The organism is Pseudomonas sp. GW822-FHT07A10, from assembly GCF_058798795.1.
Genome location: NZ_JBXAKV010000023.1, coordinates 44,845 through 64,161, shown reverse-complemented (window position 1 = coordinate 64,161; position 19,317 = coordinate 44,845). Strand labels below are relative to the sequence as shown.

Below are 19,317 nucleotides of genomic sequence, written 5' to 3'. Positions count from 1 at the left end.
ACCGCTCTAGAACACCGACCAACCAATCCGCTGACTCAACAACTCCAGCGCCGCCATGCCCGCGAGCGAGTTACCGGCGGCGTTCAATTCCGGGGACCAGACGCACACCGTGAATTGCCCCGGCACCACCGCGACGATGCCCCCGCCCACGCCGCTCTTGCCCGGCAGACCGACGCGATAGGCAAAGTTGCCCGCTTCGTCGTACAGCCCGCTGGTGGCCATGATCGAGTTGACTTGTTGGGTCTGGCGGGCGCTGAGGATCTGTGCGCCGCTGTGTTTGCAGAAACCGTCGTTGGCCAGGAAGCAGAACGCCCGGGCCAGGTCCACGCAACTCATGCGCAGCGCGCAATGGCTGAAGTAGCTGCGCAGCACCGCCTCGACATCGTTATGGAAGTTGCCGAACGACTGCATCAGATACGCCATGGCCGCGTTACGCGCGCGGTGCTGGTATTCGGATTCGGCGACCTTGCCGTCCACCATGATGTTCGGGTTGCCGGACAAGCGCCGGACAAAATCGCGCATCGACAATGCCGGCGCGGCAAAGCGCGATTGATTGATGTCGCAGATCACCAGCGCACCGGCGTTGATGAAGGGATTGCGCGGGCGCCCGCGCTCGAATTCCAGCTGCACCAGTGAGTTGAACGGCTGGCCGGACGGCTCGTGGCCCAGGCGTTCCCAAATCGCTTCGCCGGAGTGTTCGATGGCCTGCACCAGGCTGAACACCTTGGAAATACTCTGCACCGAGAACGGCGTGTCGGCGTCCCCCGCGCAAAACAACTCGCCATCATTGCCATACACGGCAATGCCCAATTGATTGCCCGGTACCTCGCCGAGGGCGGGAATGTAGTCAGCCACTTTGCCCTGACCGATCAACGGTCGGACTGCGTCAAGGATCTCGTTCAACAGCGCTTGCATGCCGGGTTCCGAAGTCTCGCCCCATGGGATTGCGGGGACACTGTCGCTAGACGCCGCTGGGCGGCGCTGAATCACAGTTTTGTATGGGAATGTATCTTTCACCGCCCGGGATACACCAACTTGCACCGGGGGGCCTTTCAGACATATCGCCAATACAGCTGATTGCAACACTTCTGTCGTCCGCTGACCACCGGCAAACCGGGTCGGCCCTTGCTCAGGAGTGTTGTCATGATGACCCAAGTCCCCCGTTACCATGGCTGGTCGCTGTTTGGCCTGCTGGCCATGCTGGTGCTGTTGATGACCGGCCTGATTCTGCTGCTCAACCCCGATCTGGTGGAAGCCACCCGCAGCGCCATTCGCGCCACCGCACGCACTTCGTTTGCGCTGTTTCTCGCCGCGTTCACTGCATCGGCCCTGGCGGTGCTGGTGCCCTCGCCTTTCAGCCGCTCGCTGGTGCGCGAGCGACGCTTCATCGGCCTGGCCTTCGCGTTTTCCCATCTGGTCCACGCCATCCTGATCTACAGCTACGGCCAACTGAACCCCGAATTCTGGCCCGGCCGCACCACGGTCGGCAATATTCCGGGTTCGGTCGGTTACCTGTTCATTCTGTTGATGGCATTGACCTCATTCAAAACCACGGCGCGCCTGATCGGCCCCAAAGCCTGGAAAACCCTGCATACCAGCGGTATGTGGGTGATCGCGGCGGTGTTCACCTTTTCCAACTTCAAACGCATCCCCCTGAGCGCCTGGTACGTCCTGCCGTTCGGCCTGATGTTTTCAGCGATTGTCATTCGGCTGCTGGGCAAGGTTGCGCAGAAGTACAAACGGTCCGCCAGAAACACGCTATTGACCGAATAAAACCTCAACAACACCACCAATCCCCAGTGGGATCGGACTTTTGTGGCGAGGGGGCTTGCCCCCGTTGGGTTGCGAAGCAGCCCCAAAATCTCTGATGCATCAAAGATCTTGTGAGTGCTACGCACTCAAACGGGGGCAAGCCCCCTCGCCACAGTCCGCTCCCACAATGAATCCCTCGGAGATCAAACCCATGAACACTTCCCTTTCATCAGCCGTCAAAGGCCTGCACCTGAACCTCGAGCGCGTCGGCAACTGGATCGCGCCCCTCACCCTGCGGCTGTTTCTGGCCTGGGAGTTTTTCGAGTCTGGCCTGGAAAAATGGAACGGCCAGAACTGGTTCGCCGACATCCAGGACCGCTTCCCGTTTCCCTTCAACCACGTTCCAGCCACGCTGAACTGGGAACTGGCGATGTGGGCCGAGCTGATCTGCGCCCTCACCTTGCTGGCAGGCCTCGGGACACGGCTCTCGGCGATTATTCTAGTGGTGGTCACAGTCGTCGCGACCGCTGCCGTCCACTGGCCGGCCGATTGGTCTACATTGAGTGAACTTGCCCAGGGTTATGCCATCAGCAACAAGGGCCACGGTAACTTCAAACTGCCGTTGATCTACCTCGTAGCCCTCATGCCGTTGTTGTTCTCGGGGGCCGGCAAACTCAGCATGGACGCGTTGTTGGCTCGACTCTTCTGGCGGCACAGTCACCGCTGATACGCCAGCGTCTCGATACTCCCATCCAACTTGTGTAAAGGAGCCATCATGAGCGTAACCAGCCAATGGATCGAAATCAGCAGCCCCGAAGGCACCTTCGGCGCTTACCTGGCCATCCCCCACACCCGTAAAGGGCCGGGGATCGTGCTGATTCAGGAAATCTTCGGGGTCAACGAGCACATCCGCTCGGTCGCCGAGCAATACGCCGCCGATGGCTATCTGGTCATAGCGCCGGATCTGTTCTGGCGCCACGGCCACCGTATCGAACTGGGCTACGACGAAGCCGGCTGGAAACGCGCCGTCGAATTGATGAACGCCACCGACCGCTATAAAGCACAGGCTGACATCAAACTGGCCATCGATACCCTGAAGACGCATACCGGGCTCGACGGCAGGATCGCCTCCATCGGTTACTGCTTCGGCGGCATGCTGTCGTACAACACCGCAGCCAACGGTTTCGTCGACGTGGCGATCGCCTATTACGGCGGTGGCATTCAGAACCAGCTGGATCGAGCCAGTGAAATCAAAGTGCCGCTGCTGATGCACTTCGGCGAACAGGACAGCCATATCCCCATCGACGCCGTGAAGCAAATCGCCGAGCGTTTCGAGTTCAACGACGACGTCGATATCGAGGTCTATCCAGGGGCCGAACATGGCTTCAACTGCTCGCACCGCGACAGCTACAACCAACGGGCTGCGGCCGAGGCGCATGGCAATACGTTGATCTTCTTGAGTCAGAATCTTTAAGGGCTGATCGCCGACATCAACAATCGGTTAGCATTCAACCCCGGAAACCAGCATGGACAACCTCGCAAAACCCAGACCAGCCTCACTGCGTATCCCCTCCACGGTCTGGGCCCTGGGTTTCGTCAGCCTGTTCATGGATCTGTCTTCCGAGCTGGTGCATAGCCTGCTGCCGGTGTTTCTGGTCACCACCTTGGGCGCCAGCGCCTTGACCGTCGGGGTGATCGAAGGCATCGCCGAGGCGACGGCGATGGTGGTCAAGATATTCTCCGGCGCCATCAGCGACTTTATCGGCCGGCGTAAAGGCCTGCTGTTGATGGGCTACGGTCTGGCGGCGTTGTCGAAGCCGCTGTTTCCCCTCGCGCACTCGGTTGATGTGGTATTTACCGCACGCTTTCTGGATCGCATCGGCAAAGGCATTCGTGGCGCGCCGCGCGATGCGCTGGTCGCCGATGTCGCCCCCGCCGAAATCCGTGGTGCCTGCTTCGGCTTGCGCCAGTCGATGGACACCGTGGGGGCGATTCTGGGGCCGGTTCTGGCGATCGTGCTGATGCTCTGGCTCGGGCAGATCCATCTGGTGTTGTGGTTTGCGGTGATCCCGGCGGTGATATCGGTGGCGCTGATTGTCGGTGGCGTCAAAGAACCGACCGATGTCGCCGGGAAACACACCTTTCGCTCGCCTATCCACTGGAAGGTTCTGCGGGAGTTTTCCCGTGGTTACTGGTGGGTGGTGATTGTTGGCGGGCTCTTCACGCTGGCCCGTTTCAGCGAGGCCTTTCTGGTCTTGAAAGCGCAGCAGACAGGTCTGACGGCCACTTGGGTGCCGATGGTGATGGTGGTCATGTCGCTGCTGTATGCGGTGTCTGCCTACCCTGCCGGCTGGCTGTCCGACCGGATCAGCCGCACCAAGTTGCTGTGTGTCGGCATGGGGCTGCTGATCCTGGCGGACCTGCTGCTGGCGCAAGCGGATTCAATCATGACCATGATGGCGGGCGTGGCCTTGTGGGGTCTGCACATGGGTTTCAGCCAGGGCATTCTCGCGACGCTGATCGCCGACACCGCACCCGAACATCTCAGGGGCACGGCGTTCGGCCTGTTCAATCTGATCAGCGGCGTGTGCCTGTTGATCGCCAGCGTACTGGCTGGCGCGCTATGGGAAACCTCGGGTTCCGCCAGCACTTTCATCGCCGGGGCGGTGCTGGCGGCTGCGGCGCTGTTGTTGCTTGTGCTGCGCAAGTCCTAGTCCGCGATAGCGGCGAACCCGCGTTGCAAATCCTCAATCAACGCGTCCACATCTTCCAGGCCAATGTGCAACCGCAGCACCGGGTTCAATGCGCGATCTGCCGCACTATTGCGATCCTGGGTGTCGGCGACGGTGATCAGGCTTTCATAGCCACCCCAGGACGCGCCCAGACCAAACACCTGCAACGCATCGATGAAGCGCTCTACGTACGTGGCGTCGGCATCGCGCAGTTCGAAGGACAGCAGTCCGTTACTGCCCGTGAAGTCCCGCCGCCACAGTACATGATGGGGATGATCGGCCAGCGCCGGATGGAACACCCGTTTCACCTGCGGTTGCGCTTGTAGCCAATGAGCGATTTCCAGGGCCTGGCGTTCGTGCACCTCCAGGCGTGGCGCCAGGGTTCGGGCGCCGCGCAGCACCAGCCAGGCGTCGTCGGGGCTGACGGCGATGCCAAAGGTGTCGCTCATGGACGCCAGCGGCTGCCAGACTTCTTGCCGGGTACAGACGCTGCCCATGACCACATCGCTGTGGCCGCACAGGTACTTGGTCAACGCCATGATCGAGATGTCCGCGCCCAGCGTCAGCGGCCGGTACAGGTAGCCCGAGCCCCAGGTGTTATCGACGGCCAGCAGAATGCCTCGTGGTTTGCACAGCGCGGCGATGGCCGGCAGGTCGCTGAGTTCATACAGCAGCGAGCCGGGCACTTCGGTGTAGACCATTTTGGTGTTGGCTTGCAGTTGCGCTTGCAGGCCGTTGCCGTCAGGCGCGAAGTAGCTGACCTGGATACCGAACGGCTCAAGCAGTTCGCGGGCCAGACGCCGCACGGGCGCATACACCGCGTCGGTGATCAGCACATGATCGCCGGGCCGCAGGTAGGCCAGGAACGTCTGCGCCACCGCCGCCAGCCCGGTGCCAAACAAGCGGGTGCGATAACCGCCTTCCAGTTCCGTCACCAGGTCTTCCAAGGCAAAAGCGGTCGGATTGCCCCGGGCGCCATAGCTCAACACCCGCTCCCGGTCACGGCGAGCACGGGCATCGCGCATCTGCGCCAGGTTGTCGAACAGCACCGTGCTCAAACGAGTGACGGGCACGTTGACACCTCGACTGCCACTGCCCTTTTCGGTACGCGCCGCCTGCACCAGACGGGTACGCACCCGCGCATCACGAGTCGCTTGAGACGGCGCGCGCAGCGGTTTCAGGCTGGCGATTTCGTCTGCGCTCATTTGCGCCAACAGGCCGATTTCCCAGGCCAGGTACTGACGCGCCGCGTCCTTGTTACCGGCGTGGCGATCATGGGTAAAGAACAGAAAATCGATGCACTGCTGATCCGGCGGCGTGTTGGCATCCTCTTGCAACGCAAAACCCGCCTCGCGCCAGGCGTCGACACCGCCGCTCAACAACCGGGTTTGCGCACGTTGAACATCCGGCAATTCCAGCGCCGCGAAAGCGGCCAGTTGCGGGTCATCGGCCAGCAACACCAGAGCTCGCTGTTCACCGGCCACTTCACTTGCCAGCAACGAACGGATCGACCAGCGCGAACCGGCGATATGACCTTTGCGGAAGGTCATGCTCGGACGCAGGTCAATCAATGCTACCGCGTCATCCTTCAACTCATCGGCCAAGGCTTGTGCCGTGATGACCGGCAACGCTTCGTGTGCGGGCGTCTCATGCGTCGGTAACGCCAGACCGCTGCTCACCCCACCCTCCAGCACATAAGCTTCATGCCCCAACTGCCGCAGCCAACTGGCGACGATCGGCGCCCGTATACCATCGCTGTCGATCAGCACGAGCCGCGCCTGACGCACGCCGATGTACAGGTCGGTAGACTGAATCAACTGCCCACCCGGCGTGTGTTGCGCACCCGACAGACTGCCGGCGACAAACTCCTCGGCAGTGCGCACATCGCACAGAAACAAACTGCGTGCGGCCTCCCCTGCCCACTGCTCGACCTGCGCCGCCGCAACGGTTTTTACCCCGGCCCGCTCGGCCAGTTGTGCCGCGGCGAGGCGTTGTTGCGGCAAGGTCTTCGATGACACCTCATCGGCATAGCGGCGGGTGCTGCCATGTTCCAGCCGGAAATCTTCCAGGTACCAGCCCTGCGTACCGTTTTCCAAGGCGTAGACCGGATTCTTCAATCCCAGATTGATCAGGGTCTGGGCGCCAATAATGCTGCGGGTTCGACCGGCACAATTGACCACGATCGGCGTGCTGTCGTCCGGCACCAGATCCTGTACGCGATAGCCCAGCTCGCCGTTCGGGCAGCAGACAGAACCGGGGATGGTCATCTTGCGGTATTCGTCGAACGGCCGACCGTCCAGCACCACCAGCGGCTCGCCCCGGGCTTGCCATTCAGCCAACTGCCTGGCGGTGACATGCGGCGTATCACTGGCTTCTTCCACCAACTCGCCAAAGGCTTTGGACGGCACATGCACACCCGCGAACAGTTGCAGGCCTGCCGCCTGCCAGGCATCGGCACCGCCGTCGAGAATATGCACGCGGCTGTACCCCAGCGCCTGCAAACGCCGAGCAGAACGCGCCGCGACGTCCCCGCCGTTCTGGTCATAAATCACTAGCCGCACCTGAGGATTCGGCGCCAGGCGTCGGACCTCCAGCTCCAGGCGACTGTAGGGCAGGTTCACCCCGTGAAACAGGTGGGCTTCGCCATATTGGCCATGCTCACGCACATCAAACAGGGCAATTTCCTGCCCGTCGAACAGCCATTGCTGCAGTTGCCCTGGGGTTACGGTCCGATTCATGCGTAGGCCTTGATCGACGGCGCCATTTGCGAGGCGTTGTAATTGAGAATGCGCCCGTCGGCCTCGACCCCGTACCGGCCATTGAGCGATTCCAGCGGCAAACCGTACAGGTGGAAATGCAGGGTCGGCTGCTCGCCTTCGACACGGATGCCATGCAGGTCTTCACCGAGAAACGAGATCGACGTGCCGGGTTGCACGATCACTTCCTTTTCCAGGTGCAACGTGGTGAACCCGGGCTCGCGGCCCTCATCATCACGGGTGTAGACGTAGTTGATTTCCTGGCCTTCGATGGCGCTGATGATCGCCCAGGTTTCGTGGTTGTGCGGGATCGTACTTTTACCCGGCAACAATGAGTTGAGGTACAACGTCGGCGTGTCGCCATCGTCGTTCAGACGGTAGCGGAACGCGGTGCTGCCCTGCCCCGGCACGGGCGCCGGGAACGCGTCGAAATTGAACAGATCGCGGCGCTCGGCCAGGGTTTCGAGCAAAGCGACGATCTCCGTCAACGCGGCACGGTCGACGCCATGCTGATGGATGACGCGGATTTTCTTGAGGAAATCCTCGATGACGGCGGCACGGTTATCGGTACTCATGAACAGACTCCTCGGTATTAGACGGACAGGCTGTAGCGGCTCAGGTTACTCAATAGATACGGATCGTTGGCGACACGGGGACGGCGTCCCGGATCGCCCAGGGCGTGACGCAGAAACTCCTGGGTCCGTTCGCTGGTGGGGTGCTGGAAGATCTGCTCGGCACTGCCGCGTTCGACAATCACGCCGTTTTCGGTGAAGTAGACGATGTCGCTGATCTCTTCGGCGAAGCGCATTTCGTGGGTCACCAGCACGCAGGTCATGCCCTCTTCGGTGAGTTCGCGAATCACCGTCAGCACCTCGCCAACGGTTTCCGGGTCGAGGGCCGAAGTCACCTCATCGAACAGAATCAGTTCCGGGCGCATGGCCAACGCCCGGGCAATCGCCACCCGCTGTTGCTGACCGCCGGAGAGTTGCCCTGGATAAGCATCGGCCTTGTGCTCCATGCGCACTTTGGCCAGCAAGGCGCGGGCGTCTTTCTCGGCCTCGGCGCGATTGCGCCCCAGCACTTTGCGCGGGGCGATCACCAGGTTCTCCAGCACCGACAAATGCGGAAACAGGTTGTACTGCTGGAACACAAACCCCACACGCTTGCGCAATTCGATACGCTGACTTTCCTGGGCCAGGGTGTGAACCTCGGTGGCGCCGACGCGGATGCTCCCGCGCTGGGGCTGCAACAGGCCGGTGATGCAGCGCAGGATCGTCGACTTGCCGGAGCCGGACGGGCCGATGATCGACACGGCCTGGCCGCGATGCACGTCGAGGTCGATGCCCTTGAGCACCGGGTTGCTGCCAAATGACAGGTGCAGGTCGCGCAGGCTGACCAAGGGCTCGGCGACGGTTTCAGTAGAAGGCATAACGTCGCTCCAGGCGTTGGGTGAGTCGGGAAATCGGGTAGCAGTAAGCAAAGAACAGCACCAGCAGGCTCAGGTAAATCACCACGGTGAAGCCAGTGAGGTTCACCGTGTTGCTGGCGATTTGCGCGGTGTCGATCACGTCATGCACGCCCACCAAAGACGCCAGTGCGGTGCCCATGGTGATCACCGCGTAGAGGTTCATCCACGGCGGCAACATGCGCTTGAAGCACTGCGGCAGGATGATCGAGCGGAAAATCTGCCCGCGAGTGAAGGCCAGGGATCGCGCCGCTTCCCACTGGGTACTGGGGATCGAGGCGACGGCACCACGGAAGATCTCCGCAACATTGGCGCTCGCCGGCAACGCCAGGCCAATCGTGACCTTGACCCAGTCCGGGAACGAAACATAAGTGCCGCCGATGTGGATCTCGAACGGGAACACATAGGTGGTGAAATAGATCAGCACCAGCCACGGCGCGTTGCGAAAAATCTGCACCCAGATCCGCGCCGGCAAGCGCAGCAGCCACAACGGCGACAATGCCAGGGCACCGACCAACAATCCCAGCAACGAGCCCAGCCCGATCGCCACCAGACTGATCAGAATGTTCTGGCCTAACCCGGCGACCAAGGCCGGCGACCATTGCAACAAAGCCTTGAGTACCGGACTGTGCGGCACGAAATACACCAACCAGAGCACGCTACCCACCAGCAGCAGCAACTTGCCGCCATGCCGACGCGGCCAGGCCAGCGGCGCAGTGACGGACGATTCAATGGCCATAGCCGGGCATCCTCAGGCGCGCTTCGAGCAGGCGTCCCACACAATTGACGGTAAAACTCAGCAGGCCGAAAAACATCAGGATCAGAATCATCAGCTCCAACACGTTATCGCTCTGGGTCCAGATCATGATCGCCGCGTAGGTGATGTCGCCGACGGCAATGGCCGAGGCGACAGCGGTCATTTTTACCAGGTCGATCAGGTTGTTGATCAGCGACGGCAAGGCGAAGCGCAAGGCCAGCGGCAGTTGCACATTCCACAACAACTGGCGGCTGCTGAACGCCAGCGAACTGGCCGCCTCCATTGTCACCGCCGGCACGGCTTCGATGCCGGCGCGCAAGGCTTCGGCATGAAACGCGCCTTTGTGCAGCGAAATCACGATCACCACCCAGGCGAACGGCGTCAGCGGGTTGGCCGCGCCGACGGCCTGGGTCAGCAGCATATTCAGCACCAGAAATGCGCAATACAGCTGCACCAGGGTCGGCGTGTTGCGGGTGACTTCGACAAACACCCGCGCAGGTTTTGCCAGCCAGGTTTTACCCGAGGTCAGCATCGCCGCCAAACCGACCCCCGCCAGCAGGCTGCCGACGATGGTGAACAGGCACAGCAGCACCGTGGTCAGCGCGCCCTGCTCCAGGGTTCCGCGCTGATAAGCGTCCAGCAGAAAGCCGTAGTTCAGGCCGAATCCGGCGGCCCAGTGGACGAACAGTTCCATCCGGTGATTCCTTGAGCGACCGCCGAGCTCTTCGACTGCCTGTTGAAAACGATAAGGTGAACCGCTCAGGCGCCGTTGGCCTGGAACTGTTTCTGCAACTCCACCAAGGCCGGTGACGCGGGGGTGATGCGGTTGCGAGTCTGGGCGTCGATCAGCCAGCCGCTGCGGTGCAGTTCCTTGACGATGGGGTCGAGCCGGGCCTGGGTGTCGCGTTCGCCAGGTCGGGTCCAGATCACCGAAGGGGCCGGGTTGAGTTCCGGACTCAGCGCGCGATAGCCCTGCCATTCGGCGTTGTCGGCAATCAGCGGATTGATCAGCGTGGCGTCATGCACTGCCGCGACGCAGTTGTTGCCACGCAGTGCGAGCAAGGATTCCGACGAGCTCTTGAACGCCTTGATCTCCACACCCAGCTCGGTGAGCGGCTTGATGTAGCTGCTGCCCTGGGAGGTGCAGACGGGCTGGCCTTTGAGGTCTTCCCAACGGGTGATCTTGCTGTCCTTGAGCAGCGCCGCGGTACCGCCGACACGGTAGAAAGGCGTTGGCACAAAACCGAGGATCTCACCGCGTTCGGCGGTCCATTCCATGTTGGCGATCAGCAAATCCACTTTGCCCTGCTGCAAAAACTGCACGCGGTTGGCGGGCAATACCGGCACCAGTTGCACCTCGGCGCCCAACTGCCGACCGAGTTCCTGAGCGAGGTCGACATTCAAGCCCCGTGGTTTCTGAGTACCCGGATCGATACTGCCGAAGGGGCCGCCGGACAGTACGACCCCCACCGTCAGCACATGCCGTTGCTGGATCTTGTCCAGCGTGGCATCAGCCTGAGCCCCGGCACTGGTAGCCAATGAGATCAAGGCGCCCAGCATTACAGGCAACCAGCGTTTTACAGGTGAGCGCTCAAGCAACATGGATTTCCCCTTATGGATGATCGGCGTTCCCCGACCTGATGAGGCGGCATCCTAGGTACAGTCCTGAAGTAACGGAAATTCAAATATCTAATATCGTTATAACTTGCTGTGTTTACTCCAAGTAACAACCTTCACAACGTCCGTAATTACTGACATTCTCGATCTAAACACTAAAACATCGCCAAAAACACATAAACAAATGTAATGTTTATGTTTGCAGCCTTGATATAAAAACAGCCCCGGAAATGGCCATGCCGACCTCACCTACCCTCGATCTCGAATTACTGCGCACCTTCATTGCCGTGGTCGATCACCACAGCTTCGCCGAGGCCGGCGCGCAACTGGCCCGCACGCAATCGTCGGTCACCCAGCACATGCAACGCCTGGAGCAACAAGTGGGGGTGAATCTGTTCGAGAAGCGCGGGCGTCAGAAGCAACTGACCGAAGCCGGCTTGCAGTTGTTGCGTCATGCGCGGCAGATGCTCTCGCTCAACGACGATGCGCTGAATTCCCTGCGCGAAAGCAACTTGAGCGGTGTGCTGCGGATCGGCTCGCCGCATGACATCGCCGACACCATCCTGCCGCCGATCCTCAGCCACATCGCCCGCTCGGCCCCGCGCTTGCGCCTGGAGATCGATGTCGGCCGCAGCCCGTTTCTGATGGATGACCTGCACCGGGGCAAAGTCGACATGGTGATCTCCACCCGCGAAGACCCGACGCTCGAAGGCTTCGCCTTGCGCACCTCGCCGGTGTGGTGGATTTGCTCGGCGCAGTACATCCATACGCCCGGTGAGCCTTTGCCGCTGATTCTGGTGGATGAGCCGAGCATCTATCGTCGCTACGCCCTGGAGGCGCTGGAGCGCGCCAACATTCCATGGCGCCAGGCGTACCTGGCGTCGAACCTGATCGGCATCAAGGCCGCGACGCGTGCCGGGCTGGGCGTCACGCCCAGAAGCATGGAAATGCTCGGCCCCGATATGCGCGTGCTCGGCGAAAACGATAGCCTGCCACGGCTGCCGGACGTGACCTACCACTTGTGGATTCGGCCCAACACCGTGAACCCGTTGGTGCGTCGGGCCTATGAGTTGATCAGGAACAGTCGGGGGCTTTGACGCGGCCACTAATAAGAACCAAAGAGCATTAATAAATACAAATTCAGTATTTATCGTTATAAAAATATCCGCGTACTCTCAGCTCATCCCGTCATTCATCACCACAGTGAAGTGCCCCATGAATCCGACTGACAACCTCATTGACTTCGCCAGCTACCGCAAACGCAAACAGGCTCAGCAACGGGCACGGGCCATGTGGGAAATGTACGCACGCAACGCCGGCCTGCAGGCTTTTCAGTGGGTCCAGGCTGCCCAATCGACCGAGACCCGTCACGCGTGAACGCGCAGCAACCCTCGCGTTTTCTGGTGAGCACGGACGAACCCGTGACGGACTTGAATAACCTCGAACAACTGGAAGAAGAGCCGATCTGCGAGCGGGTCGCGCAGAACCTGCAACGGCTGCGGGGCAAGCGTCATCTGTCCCTCGACGCTCTGGCCCGGCAATGCGGCGTGAGTCGGGCCATGCTGGCGCAGATCGAATCCGGACGCAGCGTGCCGTCGATCAAAGTGCTGTGCAAAATTGCCAAAGGCCTGAAGGTTTCGGTGGCGGCGTTTCTCGAGCACCGGGCTTTTGAAGGTGTGGCGGTGCTGTCGGCGAACCAGAGCAAACGCCTGGTCAGCGCCAGTGGCGCCTTCGTCAGCCGCGCACTGTTTCCGTTCGACGTGGCACGCCAATCGGAATTCTACGAACTGCGTTTGAGCCCGTTGGGCGAAGACCACTCCGAGGGGCATGGCCCCGGTGTGCAGGAAAACCTGGTGGTGTCACAGGGCGTATTGGAAATCAGCGTCAACGATGAACGCTACCTGCTGTCCACCGGCGACTCGATCCTGTTCTACGCCGACCAGCCCCACCGCTATCGTAACCCCGCCGACAGTGAGGCCGTGGCTTATCTGGTGGTGACCTACCCAGAACGCCTGGACTGAATTCCATCGCGCCGAACCGAGATCCCTTGTGGGATCTGTGGTGTCGCCAGAATGAAAAAGCCCCCGCAACCATCAGGTCGCGGGGGCTTTTAAATGTCTGCTGCCAAGGATCAGCAGGTGCAGCACATCATTGGCATGCCGTTGCAGCTCATCATCATCGGCATGCTGCAATCGTTCATCATTTTCATCATCAGGGCGCAGCAGCTTTTCATCATGTCCATGTTCATGCCAGCCATCGGCATGATTTTGCACATCATGCCGTCGGCCATCATGGTGCATTCCATCATGCACTTCATCGACGGCATCGGCATGCCCATCATTGGCATCATCATGTTCATCATTGGCATGGCCATGCTCGCCTGAGACATGCACATCATGCTCATGTTGCCGCAATGCATCATCATCGGCATGCCGCAGTTCATCATCATCTGCATCATTTCAGCGCTGTTCTTGAACATCGCCATGTCCATGCCAGCAGCCGGCATCATTTTGCACATCATGCCGTCGTCCATCATTTCGCAGCTCATGGTCGCCATCATCATCGGCATGCCCATCATTGGCATCATCGACATGTTGGTGTTCATCATCGGCATTGGCATCTGCATGGCGTTCATCATGGTGTAACTCCCTAAGCGATTCGATAGTTGGACGAAGCTGATGGGGGCGGATTCTAAGGACTGGCGAAGGGACGACAAGATGATGGCCGAGCAGCAGAAATTGATGTTGAAACCGCTTTAGTGCCGTGGCGGGGACGCCGCTGTCTGCTGTAGCGCCCCTATCGATTTCATCGCATACAGAATCAAAGCGAGGACGTGGTTTTATCGGTTATGGATATTCGACCCAGCGCTATATAAAGAACCGAAAGAAATAATCGATCTAAACAGCGCAGAGTTTTTTACCCGTGCCAGAAGCTAGCAAGGCTTGTGCATTCGCAACCAGGCCTGCTGGCGCTGTTGCGGTCAGGAGCATGCAGCAGTACACCGACCTGACCCGCGAGCTGTTCTTTGAGAACAATAACGTCAAACGCTTCAAAACCCTTGTTTCGATGAGCACCGTGAAGCTGGGTTTGAATATCCCGTTGGGCGTTGAATAACCTACGGTGCAGTGGAAGCGTCAACGACCAAGACTATCCGCCAATCCTCTGGCCTGTTGAGTCGCGACCTCACGCGCGCCGAGGTCAACGTCTTCCCCCAGGATAGTTTTCTCTACAGTCACCGAGTGCACATCCGTCACGCCGATAAATTTCAGCCAGGCTTCCACGTAGGGCTTCTGGAAGTCGAAGCGTTCTGCCGGGGTGATCGATTGCGCCGAAAAATCCAGGCCGCGGGCATACATCACCACAGCGGTCTTGTTGTGCAGCATGCCTTCCAGACCGCGCTCCGGATCGAAGCTGAACAGGATGTCTTTCTGCGACACCAGGTCGATGAAGTGCTTGAGTTTGTACGGGATGCTGAAATTCCACAGTGGCACGGACATCACCAGCACATCCGCGCTGTGCAGGTGCGCGGCCAGATCTTTCAAGGTGTTCCAAGCGTCTTGTTGTACCGGGGTCAAGGGCGTGCCATTGAGTCCGGCGTATTTGGCCTCCATGGCCTGATCATTGAACTCCGGCAACGCCATGTTCCAAAGGTCGAGGGTGATGATTTCGGTGTCCGGGGTGTTTTCCTGATAGCGCGCAATGAAGCTGCGGGCGACTTCAAGGGAGGCCGAGCGCTGTTTGCGCGGGGAACATTCGATATGCAGAAGAGTAGTCATGGCACGCCTCGGGTAATGGGAGATGGGGGGGGCGGCAAACATTGCAACATAGTTTAATTTGGAATATAAATCGTAAATAAATAGCCAATTAATCACATATCAAACTATGTTCGATGCTCTGCTACTCAAGACATTTGTCACGGTCGTCGATGAAGAAGGCTTCAGCCGTGCAGCCGAGAAGCTGCACCTGACCCAGTCCGCGGTCAGTGGGCACGTGCGACGACTGGAAGAACAGATTGGTAAACCCCTGTTGAGGCGTACCACCCGTTCCCAACAACTGACGCCCGATGGCGAACGCCTGGTGGCTTATGCACGCACCATCCTCGCGCTGAACCGTGATGCCTGGGCAGAACTGACACGCACGCCGTTTCACGGGCGACTGCGGATCGGGGTATCCGAAGATTTTGTCGAATCGCGATTAATGCGGACTTTTCAGGATTTCGCAGCGCAGTACCCGGGGATGGAGATCGACGTGCAGGTGGGCATTCCGGGCACGTTGCTGGCCTCGATGAAACAAGGGCATCTGGAACTGGTCATCGGCTCTCTGTGCGAAACCAGCGACACGGGGCTGCTGCTATGGCAAGAACCGCTGGTGTGGGCCTGGTCGGCGCAGCCCGTCACCGAGTTACCGACGCCGTTGCCGCTGGCCCTGTTCCCCGAGCCGTGCCCTTATCGCGAGGTGGCCCTGACACAACTGGCTCGGGCGGGGATCGCCCAACGAACGGCGATGTTGTGCAGCAGCACGGCCGGATTGCGAGCCGCGGCGCTTGCTGGTTTCGCGGTAGCGCCCATGCCAGTCAGCCAGTTGGGGCAAGGACTGGCGGTTCTTGGGGCGGAACAAGGATTGCCGGATTTGCCGGATGCGCAGTTTCGCTTGTTCAGCGCTCCTGAAGCGGATCAGGCGATTGTGGCAGCGGTCACTCAACTCATTGTGGAGTATTGCTCTACGCGCAGGACTTAAGAATCATACCTTGTTGACCCCGTTACTCACTGCTCAGGGAGAGCGCCATGTCTGTAGAAATCCAGCTTTCGGAAAATGCGTCTGAAGCAGAGCGACTAGGAATTTTGACCCCATTGCTGGCCCATAACCTGGCCAACGGTGGGGACGACGCCTATGAAACTTTTGCTCTGTTGCTACGAGACGCTGACAGTAACGAAGTTATTGGTGGGCTGTACGGCAAGATCTCTTATCGATGGCTGCTCATCGATCTTGTCAGCGTTCCCGAGTCAATGCGCGGTCAGGGTATCGGAGAACGGCTAATGCGCATGGCTGAAGAAGTCGCGCAGAAAAAACACTGCATTGGTATCTGGCTGGAAACCTTCAGCTTTCAGGCTCCCGGTTTTTATCGAAAACTGGGTTACTCCGAATTCGGACGCCTGGCAGACTATCCACCAGGACATACCCGGCTCTATTACCAGAAGTTGTTGTGCTGACCACGTTTTCGATCCGGGGCCGATAGTTGCGCTTTACAGCGGACGGCTATCGGCCAATTGCGAACCTTAACGATCGTGAATCAGTCCTCACCTTCATGCGCTCATTTGCCAACCCGGTGCCGTGCAGCTACTGTCAGCTTTATGAATCAGCCACGAATTGCCTTGACCACGACTACCACGACCGCCAGAGGCGGGTCGTGAGAGGTGTCGTGAGCCAATAACATACGAACTTCAAAGGCCCGCCAGTGATGGATAGGGCCTTTTCTTTTGCCCTTGTGTCGCTGGTCCAAACGCAAGGAAAAGCACTATGTATGCACTCTTGATTCTCGATATGCAGGTTGGGTTGTTTCATGGTCCGGATAAACCGTGGGCTGGCGAAGCGCTGCTAGACACGTTGAATAACCTGTTGAGTAAAGCCCGGCGTGCAGGTGCGCCAATTTTTCTCGCACGCCATATTGGTCCACCTGGTTCGCCTATCGAGTCTGGAAGTCCGTTGACGCAACTGGTGGAGGAACTGGAGCTACAGGGCGACGAAGTGATCTTCGAGAAAAGCCGACCCAACGCCTTCACCAAGACTGGTCTGGCCGATCAGCTACGAGCTTGTGGCGCTCAGGGCGTGGTCATTACCGGAATGAAGACCCAATACTGTGTCGACAGCACCTGCCGCGCTGCACGGGATTTTGGATTCGATGCAGTGCTGATCGCCGATGGCCACACCTGCAACAGCACCCCTGCGCTGAAGGCTGAAGAGATTGTTGCTCATCACAATGCGACTCTGGCAGGACCATTCTGTCGCGTCGTATATGCTGAGGACTGGTGTTTCTAACCGCCATCGACAGACCGGTCCGAGTCAGGGCCGATCTGCCTACTTTGGGTCGACAGCAACCTTTGCCGAGTGGCAATGGTCGTGGCCCGCCCCTATCGCCCCCTGCTGCGCCCTCTTCACGCTCACACCTGATCCATAGCCTCGACCACTTCCCGATCCTCACCCAGAAACCCGCCGCTTTGATGCTGCCACAGCCGCGCATAAATCCCGTTCTTCCCGAGCAATTCGGTGTGGGTGCCCTGTTCGATGATGCGTCCGTTGTCCATGACGATGAGCCGGTCCAGGGCCGCAATGGTGGACAGTCGATGGGCGATGGCGATCACAGTCTTGCCCTGCATCATTTCATCGAGGCTTTCCTGTATGGCGACTTCGACTTCCGAGTCCAGCGCGCTGGTGGCCTCGTCAAGAAGCAGTATCGGGGCATTCTTGAGCATCACCCGGGCGATCGCGACGCGTTGGCGCTGGCCGCCCGACAGCTTGATGCCGCGCTCACCCACAAGGGTGTCGTAACCAGTATGGCCTTGCCGGTCGCTCAGTTGGCTGATGAACTCATCAGCCTGGGCATTGGCCGCGGCGCTGCGGATTTGCGCGTCGGTCGCATCGGGGCGGCCGTAGGCGATGTTGTCACGAATGGAACGGTGCAGCAGGGAGGTATCCTGCGTGACCATACCGATGGAGCCGCGCAGGCTGTCTTGCGTCACTTGTGCGATGTTCTGGCCGTCGATGCGAATCTCCCCGCTGTCGACGTCATAAAAGCGCAGCAGCAAGTTGATAAGCGTGGATTTGCCGGCGCCAGAGCGGCCAACCAGACCGATCTTTTCGCCCGGACGGATGTGCAGGCTCAGGCCATCGAGCACCTGACGCTCGCCGTTATAGTTGAAGCTCACCTTATCGAAGGTGACCGCGCCGCCGGAGGTCACCAGGACGCCCGCGTCCGGCGCATCCTGCACCTTTGGGCCGCGGGTAAGGGTTGCCATGCCATCCTGCACGGTGCCTATGCTCTCGAACAGCGAGGTCATTTGCCACATGATCCAGTGCGACATGCCATTAATGCGCAGCGCCATGGCGGTGATTGCCGCCACGGCACCTGCGCCGACCTCACCCTGGTGCCATAGCCACAGGGCATACCCCCCCGCCGCCATGATCAACGCCACCACCAATGCCTGGTTGACGATCTCGAACTGGCTGACCAGGCGCATCTGGCGAAAGCCGGTTTGTTTGAAATCCTCCATCGCTGCACGCGCGAAATGCGCTTCCCGATTGGAGTGAGAGAACAGCTTCACCGTCGTGATGTTCGTGTAGGCGTCTGAGATACGCCCGGTCATCATCGACCGCGCATTGGCCTGTTCCTGCCCGACTTTCCCCAGGCGGGGCACGAAGTACCACATGGCCAGCCCGAACAACACGACCCAGGCAATGAAAGGCAGCATCAGCTTCAGGGCGAAGCCGCCGGCCAGTGCGATGATCGCGATGAAATACACCCCGATCCCGGGCGCGATCTCGATAAGGGTGAATAGCATGTCGCGCACCGCCAGCGCAGTCTGCATCACCTTGGTGGTGACCCGGCCGGAAAACTCATCGGAAAAAAACGAAAGGCTTTGCCGCAGCATCAAGCGATGGAAGTCCCAGCGCAGCCGCAACGGCAAGTTAATCGCCAATATCTGGTGCTGCACCATGGTGCGCAACGCCACCAGCCCGACACTGGTCACCATGATGATGCCCATGCCCCACAACACGCGACTTTCCTGCGCAGCCGCTTCACCGCCTGCCTGCCAGGTCGAGAGCAGGTCCACGACCTGCCCGAGGAAGGAAAATAGCCAGGCTTCGTAAATCGACACACCGGCACTGAGCAGCGCAAACGCAAGAATGTAACCGCGCGCTCCCCGCGTACAGGCCCACAGGAAGCGAGCCAGGCCGTCGGGTGGCGGTGGTACCTCGTCAGGAGGAAAGGGGTCGAGCCTTCGTTCAAACGCACGAAGCATGGTGTTCTCCAAAACGATCAAGTTGAGGAGATTCTGCCATTGAACGGTTGCTTTGAGGGGGTTGCGAAGTTAGAGGTATGGCGCTTAGGCAGGTCGCTCTGAGGATTGGGCTGCCGGGGGCGGCCTCTTATACGCTGCCAGAAACCCGGTCGGCAGCGATAAATGCGCCGGTATCGAAGGGGGCTGGCCAAGAACGGACGTTCATCGAAGGACCGCTTTC

At 59.8% G+C, this 19,317-nt stretch carries 20 protein-coding genes and 1 pseudogene; 11 read left to right on the top strand and 10 right to left on the bottom strand.

The features are described 5' to 3' along the window. Window positions 1-6: 6 nt before the first annotated feature. Window positions 7-915, bottom strand: coding sequence for a glutaminase B (gene glsB / locus AC1RL4_RS27700; RefSeq protein WP_018929762.1), 909 nt, complete (start codon window positions 913-915; stop codon window positions 7-9). 228 nt (window positions 916-1,143) lie between these two features. Between glsB and AC1RL4_RS27695 the strand changes: the two genes are divergently transcribed. The 4 genes from AC1RL4_RS27695 to AC1RL4_RS27680 all read left to right on the top strand — a co-directional run bounded on the left by AC1RL4_RS27695 (window position 1,144) and on the right by AC1RL4_RS27680 (window position 4,466). Further along, the gene (locus tag AC1RL4_RS27695; protein ID WP_230172432.1) at window positions 1,144-1,773 is read left to right on the top strand and encodes a ferric reductase-like transmembrane domain-containing protein; all 630 of its coding nucleotides are present in this window, start codon (window positions 1,144-1,146) and stop codon (window positions 1,771-1,773) included. Between the two features lie 190 nt (window positions 1,774-1,963). Further along, window positions 1,964-2,479 carry an HvfX family Cu-binding RiPP maturation protein gene (locus AC1RL4_RS27690; RefSeq protein ID WP_230172429.1) on the top strand — a complete coding sequence of 172 codons (516 nt, stop codon included), beginning with the start codon at window positions 1,964-1,966 and terminating at the stop codon, window positions 2,477-2,479. 48 nt (window positions 2,480-2,527) lie between these two features. After that, complete coding sequence (locus AC1RL4_RS27685; protein WP_064618362.1) at window positions 2,528-3,226, top strand: dienelactone hydrolase family protein; 699 nt, start codon at window positions 2,528-2,530, stop codon at window positions 3,224-3,226. Window positions 3,227-3,278: 52 nt separating this feature from the next. Next, entirely contained in the window at window positions 3,279-4,466 is a 1,188-nt protein-coding gene (locus AC1RL4_RS27680; protein ID WP_096480033.1) for an MFS transporter, read from the top strand. Here AC1RL4_RS27680 and metC read toward each other — a convergent pair. From metC to AC1RL4_RS27650, 6 genes are all read right to left on the bottom strand, one after another. Next, window positions 4,463-7,222, bottom strand: a complete 2,760-nt coding sequence (gene metC / locus AC1RL4_RS27675; protein ID WP_230172425.1) for a cystathionine beta-lyase — start codon at window positions 7,220-7,222, stop codon at window positions 4,463-4,465. The genes AC1RL4_RS27680 and metC overlap by 4 nt on opposite strands. After that, window positions 7,219-7,815 (bottom strand): cysteine dioxygenase family protein, encoded by a 597-nt coding sequence (locus AC1RL4_RS27670; protein ID WP_230172423.1) that lies wholly within the window; start codon window positions 7,813-7,815, stop codon window positions 7,219-7,221. The genes metC and AC1RL4_RS27670 overlap by 4 nt, the downstream gene beginning before the upstream one ends. Window positions 7,816-7,832: 17 nt before the next feature. Next, on the bottom strand, window positions 7,833-8,669 hold the full coding sequence (locus tag AC1RL4_RS27665; protein WP_019579456.1) for an amino acid ABC transporter ATP-binding protein: 837 nt from the start codon (window positions 8,667-8,669) through the stop codon (window positions 7,833-7,835). Then, window positions 8,656-9,444, bottom strand: a complete 789-nt coding sequence (locus AC1RL4_RS27660; protein WP_230172421.1) for an amino acid ABC transporter permease — start codon at window positions 9,442-9,444, stop codon at window positions 8,656-8,658. The genes AC1RL4_RS27665 and AC1RL4_RS27660 overlap by 14 nt, the downstream gene beginning before the upstream one ends. After that, the gene (locus AC1RL4_RS27655) at window positions 9,434-10,156 is read right to left on the bottom strand and encodes an amino acid ABC transporter permease (protein ID WP_230172418.1); all 723 of its coding nucleotides are present in this window, start codon (window positions 10,154-10,156) and stop codon (window positions 9,434-9,436) included. Before AC1RL4_RS27655 ends, AC1RL4_RS27660 begins: the two co-directional genes overlap by 11 nt. Window positions 10,157-10,221: 65 nt before the next feature. Beyond that, window positions 10,222-11,064: a transporter substrate-binding domain-containing protein gene (locus AC1RL4_RS27650; RefSeq protein ID WP_026286691.1), complete on the bottom strand. Its 843-nt coding sequence runs from the start codon at window positions 11,062-11,064 to the stop codon at window positions 10,222-10,224. A 251-nt stretch (window positions 11,065-11,315) separates the two neighbouring features. Here AC1RL4_RS27650 and AC1RL4_RS27645 point away from each other — a divergent pair, with 251 nt between their 5' ends. The 3 genes from AC1RL4_RS27645 to AC1RL4_RS27635 all read left to right on the top strand — a co-directional run bounded on the left by AC1RL4_RS27645 (window position 11,316) and on the right by AC1RL4_RS27635 (window position 13,100). Next, complete coding sequence (locus AC1RL4_RS27645; RefSeq protein WP_230172416.1) at window positions 11,316-12,176, top strand: LysR substrate-binding domain-containing protein; 861 nt, start codon at window positions 11,316-11,318, stop codon at window positions 12,174-12,176. A gap of 118 nt (window positions 12,177-12,294) precedes the next feature. Continuing rightward, window positions 12,295-12,456, top strand: coding sequence for a hypothetical protein (locus tag AC1RL4_RS27640; protein ID WP_230172414.1), 162 nt, complete (start codon window positions 12,295-12,297; stop codon window positions 12,454-12,456). 53 nt (window positions 12,457-12,509) lie between these two features. Next, on the top strand, window positions 12,510-13,100 hold the full coding sequence (locus tag AC1RL4_RS27635) for a helix-turn-helix domain-containing protein (RefSeq protein WP_230172704.1): 591 nt from the start codon (window positions 12,510-12,512) through the stop codon (window positions 13,098-13,100). Window positions 13,101-13,210: 110 nt separating this feature from the next. Here AC1RL4_RS27635 and AC1RL4_RS27630 read toward each other — a convergent pair whose 3' ends face one another. Further along, window positions 13,211-13,717, bottom strand: coding sequence for a hypothetical protein (locus AC1RL4_RS27630; RefSeq protein WP_081791062.1), 507 nt, complete (start codon window positions 13,715-13,717; stop codon window positions 13,211-13,213). A 335-nt stretch (window positions 13,718-14,052) separates the two neighbouring features. Here AC1RL4_RS27630 and AC1RL4_RS27625 point away from each other — a divergent pair. Further along, window positions 14,053-14,193, top strand: a pseudogene (locus AC1RL4_RS27625) (Lrp/AsnC ligand binding domain-containing protein); the annotation flags it as partial. 20 nt (window positions 14,194-14,213) lie between these two features. Here AC1RL4_RS27625 and AC1RL4_RS27620 read toward each other — a convergent pair. Further along, window positions 14,214-14,855, bottom strand: a complete 642-nt coding sequence (locus AC1RL4_RS27620; protein ID WP_028940215.1) for an FMN-dependent NADH-azoreductase — start codon at window positions 14,853-14,855, stop codon at window positions 14,214-14,216. A 106-nt stretch (window positions 14,856-14,961) separates the two neighbouring features. Between AC1RL4_RS27620 and AC1RL4_RS27615 the strand changes: the two genes are divergently transcribed. From AC1RL4_RS27615 to AC1RL4_RS27605, 3 genes are all read left to right on the top strand, one after another. After that, on the top strand, window positions 14,962-15,816 hold the full coding sequence (locus AC1RL4_RS27615) for a LysR substrate-binding domain-containing protein (RefSeq protein ID WP_019579472.1): 855 nt from the start codon (window positions 14,962-14,964) through the stop codon (window positions 15,814-15,816). Window positions 15,817-15,863: 47 nt separating this feature from the next. Beyond that, on the top strand, window positions 15,864-16,289 hold the full coding sequence (locus tag AC1RL4_RS27610) for a GNAT family N-acetyltransferase (protein WP_019579473.1): 426 nt from the start codon (window positions 15,864-15,866) through the stop codon (window positions 16,287-16,289). A 307-nt stretch (window positions 16,290-16,596) separates the two neighbouring features. Next, window positions 16,597-17,115: a cysteine hydrolase family protein gene (locus AC1RL4_RS27605; protein WP_019579474.1), complete on the top strand. Its 519-nt coding sequence runs from the start codon at window positions 16,597-16,599 to the stop codon at window positions 17,113-17,115. Between the two features lie 122 nt (window positions 17,116-17,237). On the opposite strand, the gene AC1RL4_RS27600 is transcribed toward AC1RL4_RS27605, so the two are convergent. After that, entirely contained in the window at window positions 17,238-19,097 is a 1,860-nt protein-coding gene (locus tag AC1RL4_RS27600; protein ID WP_493120589.1) for an ABC transporter ATP-binding protein, read from the bottom strand. Between the last annotated feature and the right edge of the window lie 220 nt (window positions 19,098-19,317).